We start from the raw sequence: 17712 nt of genomic DNA, 5'->3' as shown, positions 1-17712 counted from the left end.
GACCCGAGCACAAGACGCCCCATCTTCGCACCCGATCCGCGCAACCGCGCCTGCCCGGCGCGTACGGTCGGTTCCCGAGCCCGCGGGTGCAGCATGGGCGAAGCGGGCGTGCAGGGCGAGGCTTCTCAGGGCAACCCTCATGACTCGCCGCCTTCACCCGGCTCAGGGCCGGCTGGAGGGCGTCACGAGGACTGCTGGCTTTCGTGGGGAGCGGTTCATCTTCGTAGACCACCGCAGATAACCATCGGATCACGCTGCTGATCACCTTCGAGGGCGGCCTCCTTCGATCGCCGGATTCGATAAGCGCCGACATGGTCACTGACCTGGGACGGGGCCTATACCGCCAGATTCCCCTCAGGGGATCTTCAGCGATGCATCCGTCGCCCAGACTCTCCCGGAAAGTCACCACGCGGGCGCCCTCGGGTGGACTTGGAACGATCTCATCCCTAGCATCGCTTACATTCTTTGATCTTCGGCTTCGGCTGCCGAGTGAAGGTTCTCCCATTGGATGATGTGCACGGGACGGAGCTCGTCCCGCTTCTGGCCGCCGACCCGCGGAGGGTGGGGCCCTACCGGGTCGTGGGACGTCTGGGCGCTGGCGGCATGGGTGTGGTGCTGGCCGCTGTTGACGATGCGGACGCGAAGGTGGCCGTCAAACTCGTTCACCCCGCCTACGCCTTCGACGGCGAGTTCCGTGCGCGCTTCGCCCGTGAGGTCGCGGTGCTGCGGAAGGTGCGCAGCGGCTACGTCGCGCAGGTCGTCGATGCCGATCCGGACGCGGAGCGGCCGTGGCTGGCGACCGAGTACGTGCCCGGCCTCACTCTGGAGGCGCACGTCAGCCGATCGGGGCGGCTGACCGGAGATGGTCTGTACGGTCTGGCCGCCGGACTCGCGGAGGCGTTGACCGCCATCCACGCCGCTGAAGTCGTACACCGGGACCTCAAGCCGTCGAACATCATCCTGGCGCCGCAGGGGCCACGCGTGGTGGATTTCGGCATCGCGCGGGCGCTCGACGAGACCGCGATGACCAGGACCGGCATGGTGCTCGGGTCGCCCGGCTGGATCAGCCCGGAGGAGTATCGCGGCGAAGGGGCCGGGCCCGCGGCCGATGTCTACGGTTGGGGCCTGGTCGTCACCTACGCCGCCACGGGAACACCGCCCTTCGGCAAGGGGCGGCCAGAGGTGCTGGCCGCCAGGGTGCTCGGGCAGGCGGTGGAGACGGACGCCATCCCCGAGCTAATGCGTGCGCTGGTCGACCGCGCGCTGGCCAAGCATCCCGGCGAACGTCCCACCGGCGGCGAGGTCCTCGCCGCGGTCCTGAAGTCCTGGCGGCAGGACGAATCGGTCCAGGATGTCGAGGACACCACCACGCTGCTCACCCGCACTTGGATCGCGCCGATCACAAGCGAACCCGGCTGGCCCACGACTGTTGAACCCGAGGTTCCCTCGCTGACGATCATCGAGCACGAGGCCGTCCCAGCCGCGATCGACGAAGCCGAGACCAGTGATCGTCCGCCCGCCAAGACTCGCCGCCACGCCCAGAAGATCGCCGTTGCCGTCGCAAGTCTGGGCCTCGCCGCCGGGGCCGCGGTGCTGATGCCTCGGCTGCTGGAGGAGCCGCTGCGATCGCATCCTGCCGAGGCCATGCCTTCGCTGGTTGCCACGACCTTATCTGGCGCTCCCGCATCCACCGCACCCTCTGCCACCGCGTCCCCTTCCCCCTCCGCGGCCCGGTCCTCCTCGCCCCGGTCCGCGACCTTCGCGGGCATCACCTTCACCCTTCCGGCCGACTGGCGACTGGTCGAGGTGAGCAAGACGCTCGCCTGTTTGGAGTCTCCGGACGACCGTGGCGTCGGCGGCCCTTGGGGATTGCCATGCCGCCCGGATTCGCTGGTGCTGGAGTTGCGGCCCGACCCTCTCGCCTGGCCCGTCGCCAGCATCGACGGCCAGGAGCAAGGGTGGGCCCAGGGCAACGCGACACTGCCCTGCCTCGCCGGAGGCAGCGTCACCTCCGACCCGGCATACGCTTCCTCCGAAGTGAACGTGGAGGAGCTGTCCCCCCGGTTGGCCCATGACGTGATGGCCTTCGACGACTATGCGACGGCTGCCGGCGGGAAGGTCGTCGCATCCGACCTCACCCCGCTCGCCGACGGACGCAAAGCGGCGCACCGCAGATGGAAGGTCCCCTGCCACGAGGAGGACTGGACCTTCGTGCAAGAGGCGTGGTGGCTGCCCGTCTCCCGCGTGGCCTTCTACTCGCTCTCAGTCCGGGACGGACAATCGAGGATCTACGACAAGATCGTGCGCTCCGCGAACTTGACGGGCTACACGCACTCCGCCTCGACGACGGCCAAGCCCGCGTTCGCCGACGTCGAGAAGCTAGGGTTGCTGAGCCTGTCCGACGGCGGGTCCTCACCGGTCTTCCAACGGGCAAAACGCCAATGGGTGGACCACGACGAAAGACACGTCCCCAAGTCCCGGGCGAGCAACTGGTACGCCGCCGAGGTCGGCGCCCCAGTGGCGGCGAAGGTGGCGTCGGGGTTCACCTTCTATGCGCTCCGCGATGGCGCGCCCAACGATCACGAGATGCGTACTCTGCCGGAGCTGAAGGAATTCCTCCGCGCCACCGCGGGAGCCAGGAAGGGCTTTCCCGCCTTCACTGTGTCCTTCGACGAGAACGGCCTCATCTATGCCGTCGCCCAGGAATACCATGCCTGAGCCACTCGACCGTGTGTCGCCCGGTAGCCGCCTCAGAGCACCCCGACACCGGGCGTAAACCGCACCCGGCCGCGTCCGGGCCGATCGGCCGGACGCCGTGCACGACGCGAGCAGAGACACCGACAAGTTCCACAAGCATGTCGAGCAGGCTCCGGGCGCGGGGCTCACGAGTCCAACCCCGAACCTCCAACCCCGCACACCTCGCTTATCCAACTCCGCGACCATCATGAAGATGGTGGAAGCACCTCACTGCCCGGCGCGCCCTGCGGGATTAGTCTGCTCGCTGGCGTTCGATGCGGCTCCCGCCAGGAACCGCTCGTGTGCGGCCTTCGCCGCCGAGACGAAGATCTGGTTGAGCGAGGCGCGGTTACGGCCGTGGGTGACCAGGCCGTGGCAGTTGCGGCACAGGGCCAGCATGGCGGCAGGGTGATCACGCGCTCCGTCGGCGAACGCGGTGGACGGGTCGCCGTCGGTGTGGTGCACCTCCAGCAACGGTCTCCCGGCATCAGTGACGTCCTGCTGATAGCCGGCGTCGGCGCAGGAGGGGTTCTCGCACCGGCCGCCGCTGCGCTCCAGCACCATGTCGCGGGTGCGTTGCTCCCGGATCCGCTGATCACGGACGGTCAGCGTCCGCCGTTCGAGGCGGCCGGAACGTTCGGCTTGTTCGATCTGCTGACACCTCTGTCGATATCGGCTCGGTGCCGCGGCTGCCATCATTCTCAATTCCGCCAGCGCCACTTGAGCTCGCTGGAAGGCTCGGGCTGGCTCCGTCGCCCTGTCGGCAAGCTGGGGCTGGCACCGCCGGTCCCACAGACCGTCGAATCGTGAGCGGGCCAGACGCAGGCAGGAGAACCGGGTGCGGCGCCACCGGTGAAGCATGCGCTCGTGGTCGGGAGTCAAGGCCCCGTTGTCCCAGCAGAGGGTGCCGTGGTTGGCAAAGTGTTCCAGCTCGCAGAACAACACGCCGTAGGTGCGGGCCCGGTCGAGGCACACGACCTGGCGTCCTCGAAGGATCGTGGCCACCGTGGCGTGGACATCGCGGAAGGCGGGGGCGGCTCGCACCTGCCGGGGTGTGATGTTGTGGTGTGCCAGATCTGCGGCCGGGAGTTCCTCACCGGGAACCGGGTTGATCAGCGTGTTCAGCAAGGGCTTGCCACTGCTGCTGTAGATCGCCAGGTCGCACACGGTGGCGCGCTCGTGCTGTTCGTTGATGGGGTCTTCGATGTCGCCCCAGGTGCCGACCTCCAGGATGACGCTGTTCGGATCGGCGAGAACGGCGGCTGCCCATTCAACTGCGTCCCACCGATCTGCGGCACGTTCGGCTGGCGTGGGCGGCCGGTCGTGGGGCAGCGCCTGGTCGTGTCGATACAGGGCACGGACGGGATAACGATCAACGATGGCGGGGAAATCACCGGCGATACCCAGCGATGCGGCCACGAGGAGATGGTGGTCGTCGATGTCGGCGTTCTGCACGGAAGGGGGAATGGAAACCGGACACCCGTTCACGTGGACAGGGCCAACAAGGAACGCGTCAGGACGCAGCGCGTGGCGCGGCCTCAGGCCCCAGGCGGTCAGACGCCCGCCGGTGACCAACTCGGCCGGCACGGCCGGCCATAGCCGTCCGTACTGGTCATGCGCCTGGTACGCCACCCAGCCTTTCAGATCTGCCGAGTAGATCGGCGCATCCCACCCGGTGGGCAAGCCCCACCACAGGGGCTGCCAGCCTGACAGCTCAGGCGTAGCAACGGGCTCGGTGAGCTCCGCGTCCGTCCACATCCCAGAAGAGCGCATGCGGCCTATCTCACTGCGTTGCGTGCGGTCTTCGCTGGTGAAGTGCTCGACTCGTGACCATGTATTGCGCCTGAACCCGGACGGGCCGCTGCGCCCGGTCGATCCGCAAGACATCACCGATCCAAAGACACTGAGCCGGATGCTGGAGCCGCGCGCCCGTCTCGCTCAACACCTGCGTAGCCGGGTCATGGCCGACGTCATCCCACTCGGGCTTCTCGCCAGCCAGCTCAACCGGCCGTATGCGCTGGCCCTGGTGCAGCAGACGGCAGGGCGCGTTTGGCGTACGCGTGCCGGTCGAACGGCTCCGCGCACCACTCCCGAGTGTTGCCCACGGTCTGCCAGAGCCCGTAGCCGTTCGGCTGGCAGGTGCGCACGGGCGCGGTGCCGTGCCAGCCGTTCTCGCCGGTGTCGCGGCCGGGAAGGAGCCCTGCCAGCTGCCGACCCGTCAGACGGCGTCGATGAGCTCGCTGCCCCAGGTGTAGCGGGAGCGTGCTGGTGTAGGAGTTCCGCAAGCACGGAGCATGTCCGAGGGCCTTCCTCTTCACACCACGTCCAAGGGGGCTCATCCTCCTCTTCTGCCCTCTTACGGCGTACGACGCCGTGCCTGGCCGCTGTCGAAGCGGTCCACGGTCTTAGAGCCACCGCAAAGCCCGATGTCCTGCGGTTCCGGCTCTCACGGCCCTCTCCTAATCAGGAAAACACCCTGACCGGATCGGTGCTCTTCTGCGCTTGAAATAGATCAGCGGTACACCAGGGACCCCGGCCCAAGGTCAACATGCGCATTTCTTCCTGCAGGTTGCAGAAAATCTTTGCGACTCTCCTGCGAGCGCCTCGAGGGCTGGGTTATTGTTTCTCCTTGACGCCCGCCTGCGCATGCAACGAGATCTTTGGGATCGCGGGCCGTACTCCATCGAGCGACCGTTCCCGTGTCGCCCTTTTGATAGATCCTGTTCTCCGCTTGGCGGCCTGCCCTGCCGAAATCCTGCGCTATTGCCGCAGGAGTGGTTCCGGCCGGGTGCCGTCGTCTGCGTCGCTTGAGTGTGCCTGAAGGAGGTGAGCTACATGCAGCACAGAGTCCGCAGCCACCCGCGTCGTCTCCCCGATGGGCGCGTCACACGTGTCTCCTCTCACATGCGAAGCAACAGGGGCACGAGGAGCCAGCCTGTATCCAGAAACTCAGGCTGGGGCATCCTAATCGTCGTCTTGATCGTCGTTTTCCTGGCCTACGCCGCCAGTAAGGGCCACTTGTGATCTCTTACGCCCTCTTGCCTGCTGGACCGAAGCACCCCGGCATTCTTTGTTCGGTGCAATCTTTTCCACTCATGGAAAAGAAGCGCTAGCAGGCCGCCAGGCACTGAAACGCATCTGCTTGCTTATGTTGACGTCCGGCGAAATAAGGGCAAGGCACAGCCGGTCGCGGCACCACTTGAACTTTCTTGTTCCTAGCGGGCCCACTTGGCGTGAGGGTCGCGCCGTTTGCGATAGTCCGTCATTGGCTCTGGTCACACTGCGAGAGTTACCTTGCGGCTTCTCCGCGCGATGGCATCTGTCACGCTGCCGCACAGCACAGTGCCGCGTCCGGATCGACGAGAGCCGCCTCCCTACCTCAGCGACGAATGAGAATCATGGACTCGGGACAGAATCCGTCGTGGCTCACCGCAGCCGTCACCGCAGTGCAAGAACTGTGCGCCAAGACTGCGCGACCCCGCTCATCCGACCGGCCACGGCAGGTGGGACCGGCCTACGCGGCAACCGAGAGAGACCGAGGCTGGTTCAAGGTTGTACTGCGCCAGCCGCTCGACATGGACAGGACCGAGACGGTCTTCCTCACCTGCGGGCAGGAGCCAGACACCCGCTATTCGGTGTTCGAGACCTTCAGCGACCAGGGGCTCCTCTACGTCCGCGTCATGGAATCCGCCCCGACGCAGGACATGGTGTTGTGCGTCCAGCAGTCCACCTCCGGCACGCTGGTGGAGTCGCTGGTCAAGCAGCTTCGCGAGCTGTCACCCTCCCCTTTGACGTCCGCCTTCGCCACCGCCCGGCTGTCGCGCCTCTGCCTCCCCTGCCGCCGGTGCGAGAGCACGGCCTGAATGCGGAACAGGATCAGGCGCTTTCGGCGTGCTGCGCCGCAGGGCTGCACGCGATCTGGGGTCCTCCCGGAACCGGAAAGACCCGGGTCATCGCTCATGCCCTTGACACCCTGCGTAAGGCTGGCAAGAGCGTGCTGCTCGTCTCGGGCACGAACGTCGCCGTCGACAACGCGCTGCAGCGCGCCGCCGAGCTCGTCACGGATCTGCGGGCCGGGCAGTTCGTCCGGGTGGGAACCCCCACGGTGCGCACGGTCGCCGACGACGAAAGGCTCGCCCTGGCCCACCTGGTCCGAGCCTCGTTGGAGCAGGTAGAGCAGGAACGCTCGACGATCGCCGCCCGCATCGACACCAGCCGCGCAGATCCCCGGCTGGCTGCCGTGCACGCAGCACGGGAGCGGCTGCACGGATTCGATGCCGCGGCCTATGCCGCGGCCAGCGCCCGCATCGCCGCCTTCGCCGACAGACAGCAGCGCCTCAAGCGATGCGAGCAGGCGCGAGCACGTTGTGACCAGGAGCGCCGCCATGGTGAGCAGCTCGATGAGCTGGTGCGGCAGGCCGAATCGGCCTGGCGGGAACGAGAAGCCGACCGGCGCCTGCACGCCGAAGCCGCTCGCCTGCAAACTGAGCTGGCCGACTACGACCGGACCGCAGATCGCGCGAGCTTGCGCGTGGCGAGCCAGGAGGTGACGCTGCACGATCTGCAGGACCGGCTCGCCGAGCAGGAGACGTGGTCGCGCTGGAAGCGGACGTGGCACGCCGCGGAGTTGGCCGCGCTGCGCACCGAGATCGGTCAGGCCGAGCGTGCCCTGGCCGACAGCCGCGAACGGCTCGGCCAGATCCGCGGCGCGCTGGCCCGATACGCCCCCGAACTCCGTCAGCGCATCGCCGCCTGCGAGCAGGCCGCCTCGTGCTCGCCAGCCGAAATCGCCCGCCTTGAGGCCGAGCGTGCCGCGCTGCGCCAGCAGGCGGCCGCAGCGCGGCGCTCGCACGAGCAGAGGCTGGCAGCACTTCGCCAAGCCGAGCACGACCTCGACGACCTGCCCGACGTGCCGGAACCCACCCCGCAGGACCTGGCGATGGTTCAGCAGGCCGATGAGGCCGGATTGCCCGACCTGCATGGCCGTCTGCGCGCACTCGAAGCAGCTGCCCAGGAGCCGATGCAGCAGCTGATCCTCCTGGAGGAGCAGCATGAGAAGGTCCTGGCCAGACGGCGGCGACTCGAGCGCGACGCCGAGCAGGAACTCATCGACGCGGCCCAGGTGGTGGCCACAACGCACGCGATGCTCCGGATGCGGCCTGCCGTGCACCGGCGTTCCTACGATCATGTTCTCATCGACGAAGCCTCGGCGTCCTATCCCGCCGAAGTGCTGTACGCCATCAGCCGGGCCACGCACGGCGCCAGCCTGTTGGGCGACTTCATGCAGAACGGCCCCATCGTGGACCTGCCCGAGCCGCACAGCGCCGAGGTGACGGCCTGGCTGAAGCGCGACGTCTTCACCGCCCTCGGCATCGACGGCCGGCGTCCAGTGCCGGGATGCGTCACGCTCACCCACCAGTATCGGTTCGGCCCCGCCATCAACGAGCTGGCCAACCGGCTCGCCTACGGCGGGCGCCTGGTGGTGGGCCAGCCTGCCGCCGACGAGATCGTCCTGATCGACACCTCGGGCCTGCCGCCCGAGCTGGTGTCGGTGCGGCGCGACGGCGGCTCGCCGTGCTGGGCGGTCGGCCCCTTGCTCGCCCGGGCCCTGGCCGAGCACCACCTCGCCGCGGGCGAAACCTCTGTGGGCGTGATCACCCCGTACCGCCAGGAGTCCGATCTGATCACCGACGTGTTCACCGACACCGACGTCGACGCCCGGGCCGAGGCCGGCACCATCTACCGCTTTCAAGGCCGGGAGTTCGACACGGCGATCGTCGATCTGGTGGAGGACGGCTGGAGCCGGATCGCCAGGAACCTGCCCGGAGCACGGCAGACCGTCAACGTGGCCGTCACCCGGGCCCGCCGGCTGCTCTACCTCATCGCCCCCGGCGCCGCCGTCGCCCGCGCCGGGGCCGGACCGCTGCGTGTCCTGGGCGATCTGTGCCGGGAGCGCCGTGTCACGATCGTCTCCGCATGCGACCTGCTCGGCCTCGAGCACGCCCCCGAGCCGTCGGGGGCCCGGCGCACCGTGTGGGAAGCGCTGCGCGGCCACGTCAAGGTCACCGGCCTGTACGACGAGGAGCTCCTGCCGGCCGAGCTGTGCGCGGCCATCGACGCGGCCGAGCGCAGCGTGTGGATGTGGAGCCCTTGGGTCGGCCAGCGCGTCTACGACATCCTGCCCGCGCTGCAGGCCGCCGCGCAGCGCGGCGTCGTCGTCCGGGCGGTCGTGCTGCCGCCGCGCGAGAAGGAAGAACGCTACGAGCCCTACGTCCAGGCGCTGCGCCAGGCCGTCCAGCATGTGGTGTTCCTGCAGGAGGAGCACCAAAAACTCGCCGTGATCGACGACAGCCTCACCTTCCTCGGCAGCATGAACATGCTGTCGCACCAGCGGGTCGGCGGACGGCGGGAAGTCATGGCCGTCATGCGCAGCCGGCACTTCGCCGCTCACATCCTGCGGCACGAACGTGCCGATGAGTTCGACCGCCCACCGACCTGCCCGGCCTGCCGTCAGCAACGCGAGGCCGCCCTGCGCGGCAGCGGCTCGAAAAGACGCCTGCACTGGCTCTGCCCGCCGCCCTGCCGGCACCCCATCAGCCCGTTCCCAGACATCGACGGCGGACGCAATCAGCGACGTGCACCTCGTCGGCCCCGGCCGTAATCCCCGCCGTGATCCCCAACCGTGACATTTCCCTTCATCTTCCGGCAGGACAATCAAGCATCCAGCTCGATAGCCAGAAGGCGTTCGGCGAACGATCCTCACCATGGCATCCGCTCAGGCCCTGACGGCGAGGGGACGACGTGCTGTTCTCCAGATGGCGCCAACGTGACGACATCCATCGTTGGGCTCGCGAACTGCTGGCCTCCCTCGAATATGACCGGCAGGCAGGCCGCCGTCTCCTCCAGGACGCCACCGCCGAGGTGCATCGCCACCGGCGCGCGATGCGTGATGACAAGGTCGGGACCCGGCTCGGCCTGCTTCCGGTCGGGAAGCTGGACTATGACGGTCCCAAAGTCCCGGCGGGAGTCCTGCAGGCCGCCGGACTGCACACCGCGGCCGACATCCAGCGCCATCGGCACCACCTGACGCGCTTTGACAGAATCGGGCCGAAACACGCCGACAAGCTCCGGCAAGGCCTCGCCAACGCTCTTCGGCTCCGTAACGACGACCTGCGGCCCGCGCTGGATGATCGCGCTTGGCACCGGCACGAGGTGAACCTGGCCAGAGCCCTGTACACGCTGCAGGCCGCCAGGAATCTGTCGCAGGCGGCGATCTGGCCCGTTCTTCAGCCCCTGCTGGACGATCTACGCGGACTGGTCCAGGCGACGCGACGAGGGTCCTGGCTGCTGGCGAGCGACGACCGCCAGCGGCAGCTGCTCGTCGAGCACCAGGAACTGCGGGAACGCGCGCATGCTCCCGCCATCGGCATGCTTCTGGCCGATCTGCGGCAGCACCAGGACCGGGTTGAGACGCTCCTGCGGCGACCACTGACCGACGGTGAGGTCAAGACCGTCTGGACGAAGCACAACGCCGCCTTGATGGCCCTGCTCGAACAGCTCACCCTGCACGAGGGCGACTCCAGCGAAGTCCGCGTCATCCAGGCCGGGGCAAGGCGCGGATCGATCCCGGCCGACCTGGCCGGCCAGATCGCCGCCCTCCAGCTCGACCGCTCGCTGCTGCGCAAGGAGCTGCGCCACTACCAGGAGCTGGGTGCGGCCTTCGCGGTCATCGTCGGCCGGGCCATCCTGGGAGATGAGATGGGGCTCGGCAAGAGCGTTCAGGCGCTGGCCGCGATCGGGCACGTCATTGCCCGCCAACGACAGCAGCACCACCTCATCATCTGCCCGGCCTCGCTCATCGACACCTGGCTGCAGGAGATCACCGAAACGCTGCCGGGCGTTGAGGCCTACACCAGTCGCGGCCGGAGCGCCGAAGCGGACCTGCGCCTCTGGATGCGAGGCCACGGTCTCATGGTCGTCTCCTACGAGCGCGCCAAGGCCCTGGTGCCCCATCGCCTGCCCCAGCTCGGGTTCGTCGTCGTCGATGAGGTTCATCTGGTTAAGAATCCCCGCAGCCAGCGCACACAGGCCACGGCCACGCTGGTGGCCTCGGCACGGCGGTGCCTGCTCATGGGCGGTACCCCTATGGAGAACAACGCCGGTGAGTTCCTCAACGTGATCGACCTGGTCGACCCGGCCAAGGGCCGGCATCTGCGCGAGGCGTTCGATGGCGGAGAGCGTGCTGGCCGTGAGCCCGACCGGTTCCGGCGTGCCATCGCCGATGTCTATCTGCGGCGTAACAAAGACGAGGTGATGCAGGAGCTGCCGCCGCTCATCTTCCACGACGAGCCCATCGGTCTGACCGGGGCTGAGCGGCGCAGCTATGAGCAGATCGCCCTCACCGAGCACGTGGCGACCGTCCGCAGGAAGCTCACCACCCTCGGTGGCGCCGCGTCAGGAAGGATGCAGCGCCTGCGCGAGATCGTCCAGGAGTGCCGCGCCAACGAGCAGAAGATCCTCGTCTTCAGCTTCTTCCGCGACGCGCTCACCCTGGCTGAGGCGGTCCTTGGCGCTGACTGCTCCGTCCTGCACGGCGACGTCCTGCACAGCCGAAGACCTCAGCAGATCGACGATTTCGAACGTGCGCCCGGCTTCGCCGCTCTCATCGCGCAAATCATCGTCGGGGGTCAGGGGCTGAATCTTTCCAGCGCCTCGGTGGTGGTCATCCTCGAACCGCAGAACAAGCCCAGCACCGAATGGCAGGCCACCGGCCGGGCTCACCGCATCGGCCAGACGCGGCCGGTGACGGTCTACCGGCTCATCGCCTCTGACACGCTGGAGGAACGGCTGGTGCAACGGGGGCACGTCAAGGCCGACATCTTCAACCGGGTGGCACGCCCCAGCGACCTGGCCGACACCATCAGGGCCCGTCTCCTCATCGACCACGAGCCCGACCTCGACGCCCTCTTGGAAGAGGAACGCCGCCACATCCGCGCCCGCACGCCACCAGGCGCGGACGCACCGGCATCCGCCGCGGAGAAGAACATCACGCGGTGAGCCGGCCGCACGCCTCCGCACCTGTCAATGGCCTTTGAGTTCTCACGGCCGCCGTCACGCAACGAGCCTGAGGCATGGCCCTGCGGCCCCACAGCACCCGCATCAGCTGCTGGCCGGAAGGCATGGACCAGGGGCAGGTGATCGATTGCAGGTGAGGCGTTCGTTGCTCTGCGCAGTCCGACGACTGCCTCCCCGCTGATGTTCCCGTATAGAGCGTCGCACGCCGAGTTCCGCCGCCTACCTGCATCACCGCGCCACCTCGGGGACCTCCGTGGCAGCGACAGCACCGAAGGTCACGGCGGCACACGCGCTGCCGCCGTACTCCTGGCGCTGCGTGGACGCCTTCGGCGCCCGATGCGGGGACCACGTGACCGCCGCCGGACGCCGAGCATGACGGGCAGCCCAGTGTGGCCGCCGGCAACGCAATGTGGCCACAGCCGCGGTGCTCAGCAGGAACGTGAAGCGCCGTCCCACTCGAACAGGTCCCTGGGTGGGACGCTCAGCGCGTCGGCGATCTGGAAGACCTTGTCCAGGTGCGGGCTGTACATGCCATTCTCGATGCGGTTGATCGTCTTGCGGTCCACCTCGGCCATCTCACCCAGTTGCTCCTGGCTCAGCCCGTGCCCTTGGCGGAGCTCGCGCAGCCGCGCGCCGAACTGTCTGCGCAGTTCAGCGAGGCGTGGCGTGGTCGGTTCGGGCACTCACCCACGGTGGCGGGCATGATCCTCAAAGGTCTGTACCAACGTTGGTACAAATGGTGGTAGTGGCACCGGGCCGCACCGCTGTGACGTGCAAGCATGCAGCCGCACCCCGACGCGTACAGCCGTCCCGCAGCCCTTTGGAGAAGAGGCATGACCCGCTTCCGCCAGGCCCACTCCCTCCCGGCCCGCACCATCACCCCGCCCCGCCGCGACCGCCACGACGGCATGTCACCGGCCTGGCTGCTCATGCAGGCCGCCCAGCTGTCCTGGGAGATCCGCAACGTCCTGCAGCTGATCAACGGCATGCGGCTCAACCTCAGCGAGGAGCTCCAGGTCCACAGCGAAGCCAGCGACATGCTGCTCAACGCCGCCCACGCCACCGCCATCATGGAAGCCCGCCTCCCGCTGGCCCCCGCCTGGGGCACCGGCAAGCCCCGTGCCCGCTCCATCTTCGCCCAAGCCCGTGAGGCCGGCACCGAACCCGCCGACGTCCGCCCGGACGTGGCTCTGACCCGGCCGCCCATCAACCCGCAGATCATCTGCGACGTCGAGGCCGCCTACCTCGAAGACCCCGACCCCGACGCCCAATGCGCCGGCACCACCCTGAAGAAGGAACGCTGCGCCAAGACCATCGTCACCGGCATCGGCTCCCACCACTGCGCCGTACACCTCACCCCCGCCGAACGCCAGCGCCGCGACAAACTCCGCGCCGCCCAGGACCGGCGCATGCAAGCCATCCAAGACGCGCTCGAAGAACACCGCCTGCGGCTGGCCACCACCTGGATCGACCGCTACGGCCAGCGCCCCCACCGCATCGAACTACCCGCCGCGCCCAACCGCCCCCGCCAGGTTGTGCCCATCGACGGGCATCCCGGGCTGACGCTCGGCAAGGACGAGCAGGCCATGCTCGCCCTGTTCGACACCGGCTGGCCAGCCTTGTGCCCCCGCGCTGCGGAGATCGTCAACGCCCTGCTGGACCATCCCCGCGTCACCACCGCCGGCCTGGCCGAGATCGCAGCTGGCCAGACCCCCGAACGGTGGCCCACCGGCGAGCAGTGGCTGGCATCCAGTATCTGGGACGGTATCCAGCCGCCCGATCTCGCTCTGCCCGACCTCGGGCACGCCCCCGAACTGGACGAGCACCCCGCCGTACAGGTGCTGCGCCGGCACCTGACCGCCGCCCGACGCCACTTCGAGGTTTGGCAGGCGGGCTTCGATGCTCTCGTCGAAGCCTGCGACGATCCGCCTATCGACACCATGGCCGAGTTGCTGGCCTTCTGGCAGGACACCGGCCTCCTGGTCGCCAACGGCAGTGAGGCCGGCGCGCCCGTCTGGTCGCTTCCAGCCTCACCGCCCTCACCATGGCGGGTGGTGTACGCCAGAGGACCTCTCGCCCAGCCGCACCACCTGGCCGCCGCTTTGGACTGGCTCCTCGACAGCGACACACCCCGCGATCCCGACTGCCCGCCGCGCGAAATCTTCGATCTTGTCCTCGCCTCGCCTGTCCAGCCCAACCCCGGTACCAGCGTGGCTGACGAGGCGGTCAGCGTCCCAAGCTGATCCACCTGACTCACGCCATCCGCAGGACGCGCCGCGGATGCGCGCTCAGATCACCAGAGATTGCGGCAAAGACGGTGGGGGCGCGTCGAAATGGCCGAGCCGTTCTTCAGCGCAATCAACAATGAAGGGCTGCACCGCTTCGCTTTCATCACCCGCGCGCCAAGGCGAAAAGGCAGGTCATGCGCTATATCGAAGGGTTCTGCAACCGCCGGCGCCGGCGTTCGGCTACCGGCCACCCCTGGAGGTGCTCAACGAGTCCCCTCAAATTCAAACAGCCGCATAGGCTGCCCCCATAAGGACGGCTGTCCGGAATCACCGTGGCCCCCTCAACGTGCTGATGGCGGGATGGCGGCGCTGCCACGCTTTCGCGGTGCGGGCGCGGTGTCTCACTCGTGCGCATCGTCTGCTGGCTGCTCGTCCGGGTCCGGCCGGTCGGTCAGCAAGAGGGCGAAGAGGATATCTGGATGAGGGGAAGGTGCGGTCCAAACAGAGCGGTTCTGGGGTTCGAGGGAATCGGTTGGCGTCTGTTGTTCCCGCGCGTCTAGCGCCTCGCAAATGTGCGGTGCTCCGGGCCCGTTATGGCGTGACCGTTTCACTGCAGCGCCCAGCTGGTACGTCAGATGCGCGGCGTCTTCGAGGCTCAGCGGCATGATGCGCTGTCGCATGGCAGACAACGCGACGCTGATGGAGGGACTGGGCGAGCGGCTTGCGAGCGCCCAGCCCGCGTTGCCGCGGATCAGCGTAACCGCCGTACCATCCAGCTGATCTTGTAGGGTGTTCAGCGCGTCTTGGACTCTCTGAGGTGTCCAGCCGAGGACCGCTGAAAGGGTTTCTCGGCTCACCCATGACGGGCTGCGCCGAGGCGCGAGCATGGTCTCCACCATGGCAGCGTCCTGGGCGGATTGTCCGACGTCAGGCATCGGTTCAGTGATGAGCTCACCCGGATGGAGGTCGAGGGCCTCGGCGATGCGGAACAGCCACGTGAGGCTGACCTGGTCGGGTTGCAGTACTCGGTGCAGATCCTGTGGGTGGATCCCGATCTTGCGGATGAAGTCCCCCGTGTCCCAGCCGAGTTCGCCGGCGCGGGCCTCGATCAATGCGTAGTCAAGCGTGTGGGGCGAAGAACCGTTCATAGCTGACCTTCTTGGTCAGGGACCGCCGTCCCGCCCGGCGCACCGTGCTGGTCGTGGAGGGGCTTGCCGACATGCCAGCAGCCGGTCTCGACATGCCAGGGGCGAGAGTAGGACTGCGGAGGGTCCCACTCGATGCCACAGGCGGCGGCAGCAGAGACCAGGGCACCGCCATCTTCCCCGACAGCGCCCTTCAGCCGGCGACTGCCTCCGGGCGTTAGACGGCAATACAATGCGGCCGCTCGCACCAGGTCGCGGCAGTAGTCCGGCAGGCCGTAGTAGCTGCTGAATACCGTGAGCTGGGAGGCTGAGCCGCCCAGGGAACGCGCGTCGATGTCGCTGATCTGCAGCTCGCTACAGCCGCTCACCAGGGCGATGGTCAGGGCAGCAGTGATGTAGGGGTGAGCTAACTGGCTGCGGATGCGCTCGGCGACGTCGTGGGTGAAGGGATAGGACAGACCCGGGCCACCGGCCGCCACGAGGTCGACGGGTGGCTGCAGCAGGAGCCCATGCAGCAGGAACCCGGCCTGCGCGCCACGTACCCGCGCTATGCAGTGACCCGGGGTCGGGGAGCCCAGCACGAGTTGTGACAGGAATGCCCGAAGTTGGAGGCTATCGGCCCACGGGTGGGGATAGCGCCCGTCCCTGCCGATGATGTCGCCGGCCACGGGCGGGAGTTCGACACGCCCCAAGACGTTATCGACAAGGGTTCCCTCCCTCCAGAGGGCGAAGCTCCGCTCGGCCAGGATGGAAACGGATGGGTTTGGGTCAGGTCGTTGACTCCATGACAGGGACCGGCCGGCGATCCAGGTGCACGCTGCCTCACGCCCGCGGCGGTACTCGGCATCCACCCGGGCGAACTCGGCAGCGGTCAACCGCCGGTAGGCATCAGCCCGGTAGCGCGGGAACGGTGTGGCCAAGGTGACGGGAAAAGGTGCGAGCGGCTCGTCGCTGGCAGGCGCGCTGTCGCGTGTGTTACGCCCGGGACGCTCCTCGGCATCCGACGCCCGCGCGGGGAGGCACTCGTGCCAAGCGCGCGAGATGCGGTAGTCGATGTTCTCCACCCACCGCAGGGTCACATCCGGCACTGCGTCTGTGTGGTGGATCAGCACCAGGCGCACGCTGGTCTGCTCACGCAGCCATAACAGGCGTTTCCAGCGCTGCGCTCCCATCAGATGAGCACGCAGCATGATCAGCGTCTGGACATTCCCGATGATCATCCACGTGGCTGCGGCCGCCCACGCCGACGGCGAGGTGCTCAAGTGCTGTAGGTTCAGCGGAATCGCCTGTTTGCCCAACGCCACCAGCAGATCGTGCGCCAGTACTACGACATCGGTGACTCCAGCCGTCGGGTGCACGGTGACGGTGCCGTGCGCGGGGGCATGCGCGGCCAGCGCCTCGGCGGTGATGTGCGGCGCATCGGACGGATCCAGCAGGATGGTCAGTGGTGGGATGGCAGTGGTGGGCATCTCGTGGGTGTCAGCAGCGCGCATTTTGGACCTTTCGCACCGGTCATCTGTCGGACGCATCGGCTTGCGCGGTGAGCGGCTCCCCCGTCGCCCGGAAGTCCGGTGCAGCGACCGGATCGTCAACCATGCCGTGATGCCGGTGGGGTGCCGAGGACGGGTGCTCACGGTTCCTCTTGCTCGCCGAGTTTGTCGATTACCCACGCCAGCACCTCTTCGTCCACCGTGGTGCGCCCGAGGTGTTTCAGCGCCCGCGCCGCCAAGACGGTGACGCGTGCCCAGGCGCGGAAATTGCCATGCCCGGCGTTCCGGTTGGCCGCGAGCAGAATCTCCAGGTCGGCCTCGGCCCAGATCGGGTGGTAGACCGGCATCACCGTCATCACCTCGGCGGGTGTGAGCGGTTCGAACTTCTGCCACAGCAGGACGCGCGAAGACAGCATGGGCTCGCGCCGCAGCACCTTGTAGCAGTTGGCGCCCCCTACAAAGATGATGGCGATGTCGGTGCCGGGGTCGTCCCACAGATGCCGCCACAATTCGAAGCATTCGGTGGACAGCCACTGTGCTTCGTCGCAGACCAGCACCCGGAACCGTTCTGACAGCGTGTTTTTGAGCAGGGTGTCGAATTCCAGGGGGTGGTTGGGTTTGGGTCCCGGCAGTTCGAGAGCATCGAACAGGACACCACGGATGTCGCGAGGGTAGGGGTGGGAGCGGAACTGCACGCGGATGGTGTCGGCCGGCATCAACTCGCGTAGCGAGGCGTTCACCGACAACGTCTTGCCCAGACCGGCGCTGCCGTGCATGCAGACCATGGCGCGCTCGTCGATGGCGATGGCCAGGTTGTCCTGGGTTCGTTGGAGCGCGTCGGTGACCACGACGCTGGCGCCCTTCAGCCGCAGGAAGTGATCCCGGCTCTCGCTTAAGGGATCCACGAAACCCGCGCTCACGCGACATCACCCAGGTCGGCGCTGCATCCCGGCGCGGCTGCTCGAGCACCATCCAGCCCCGCAAGCCAGACGTTCTCTGACAGAGTCTTGCCGAGCATGGCCTCGCCGTGCGCCCACG

Annotated in this window: 12 protein-coding genes; 5 read left to right on the top strand and 7 right to left on the bottom strand. The window is 67.8% G+C overall.

Annotated elements, in window-relative coordinates; genetic code table 11:
• The first annotated feature begins 465 nt into the window (after positions 1 to 465).
• Positions 466 to 2718: a serine/threonine-protein kinase gene (locus tag AC5L3X_RS37790; RefSeq protein ID WP_494863522.1), complete on the top strand. Its 2253-nt coding sequence runs from the start codon at positions 466 to 468 to the stop codon at positions 2716 to 2718.
• Between the two features lie 246 nt (positions 2719 to 2964).
• On the opposite strand, the gene AC5L3X_RS37785 is transcribed toward AC5L3X_RS37790, so the two are convergent.
• Positions 2965 to 4419, bottom strand: coding sequence for a hypothetical protein (locus tag AC5L3X_RS37785; RefSeq protein WP_494863521.1), 1455 nt, complete (start codon positions 4417 to 4419; stop codon positions 2965 to 2967).
• A gap of 317 nt (positions 4420 to 4736) precedes the next feature.
• A complete protein-coding gene (locus AC5L3X_RS37780; protein ID WP_494863520.1) occupies positions 4737 to 5021 on the bottom strand; it encodes an SUMF1/EgtB/PvdO family nonheme iron enzyme in 285 nt (94 codons plus the stop codon).
• 1290 nt (positions 5022 to 6311) lie between these two features.
• Here AC5L3X_RS37780 and AC5L3X_RS37775 point away from each other — a divergent pair.
• Both AC5L3X_RS37775 and AC5L3X_RS37770 read left to right on the top strand, forming a co-directional pair.
• Positions 6312 to 6599, top strand: a complete 288-nt coding sequence (locus AC5L3X_RS37775; protein WP_494863519.1) for a hypothetical protein — start codon at positions 6312 to 6314, stop codon at positions 6597 to 6599.
• Entirely contained in the window at positions 6581 to 9397 is a 2817-nt protein-coding gene (locus AC5L3X_RS37770) for an AAA domain-containing protein (protein ID WP_494863517.1), read from the top strand. The genes AC5L3X_RS37775 and AC5L3X_RS37770 overlap by 19 nt, the downstream gene beginning before the upstream one ends.
• Before the next feature lie 98 nt (positions 9398 to 9495).
• Here AC5L3X_RS37770 and AC5L3X_RS37765 read toward each other — a convergent pair whose 3' ends face one another.
• Entirely contained in the window at positions 9496 to 9945 is a 450-nt protein-coding gene (locus AC5L3X_RS37765; RefSeq protein ID WP_494863516.1) for a hypothetical protein, read from the bottom strand.
• 3 nt (positions 9946 to 9948) lie between these two features.
• On the opposite strand from AC5L3X_RS37765, the gene AC5L3X_RS37760 reads away from it, so the two are divergent.
• Positions 9949 to 11793 (top strand): DEAD/DEAH box helicase, encoded by a 1845-nt coding sequence (locus AC5L3X_RS37760; protein ID WP_494863515.1) that lies wholly within the window; start codon positions 9949 to 9951, stop codon positions 11791 to 11793.
• Positions 11794 to 12239: 446 nt separating this feature from the next.
• Here AC5L3X_RS37760 and AC5L3X_RS37755 read toward each other — a convergent pair whose 3' ends face one another.
• On the bottom strand, positions 12240 to 12494 hold the full coding sequence (locus tag AC5L3X_RS37755; RefSeq protein ID WP_494863514.1) for a helix-turn-helix transcriptional regulator: 255 nt from the start codon (positions 12492 to 12494) through the stop codon (positions 12240 to 12242).
• 150 nt (positions 12495 to 12644) lie between these two features.
• Between AC5L3X_RS37755 and AC5L3X_RS37750 the strand changes: the two genes are divergently transcribed.
• A complete protein-coding gene (locus AC5L3X_RS37750) occupies positions 12645 to 14054 on the top strand; it encodes a hypothetical protein (RefSeq protein ID WP_494863512.1) in 1410 nt (469 codons plus the stop codon).
• Positions 14055 to 14440: 386 nt separating this feature from the next.
• On the opposite strand, the gene AC5L3X_RS37745 is transcribed toward AC5L3X_RS37750, so the two are convergent.
• From AC5L3X_RS37745 to AC5L3X_RS37735, 3 genes are all read right to left on the bottom strand, one after another.
• Positions 14441 to 15187, bottom strand: coding sequence for a helix-turn-helix domain-containing protein (locus AC5L3X_RS37745; protein ID WP_494863510.1), 747 nt, complete (start codon positions 15185 to 15187; stop codon positions 14441 to 14443).
• Positions 15184 to 16677 carry a hypothetical protein gene (locus tag AC5L3X_RS37740; protein WP_494863508.1) on the bottom strand — a complete coding sequence of 498 codons (1494 nt, stop codon included), beginning with the start codon at positions 16675 to 16677 and terminating at the stop codon, positions 15184 to 15186. The genes AC5L3X_RS37745 and AC5L3X_RS37740 overlap by 4 nt, the downstream gene beginning before the upstream one ends.
• 137 nt (positions 16678 to 16814) lie before the next feature.
• Positions 16815 to 17594, bottom strand: a complete 780-nt coding sequence (locus tag AC5L3X_RS37735) for an AAA family ATPase (RefSeq protein ID WP_494863506.1) — start codon at positions 17592 to 17594, stop codon at positions 16815 to 16817.
• Between the last annotated feature and the right edge of the window lie 118 nt (positions 17595 to 17712).

It is taken from the genome of Nonomuraea sp. CX421 (assembly GCF_059358955.1).
This window is presented reverse-complemented; position numbering and strand designations above follow the sequence as displayed.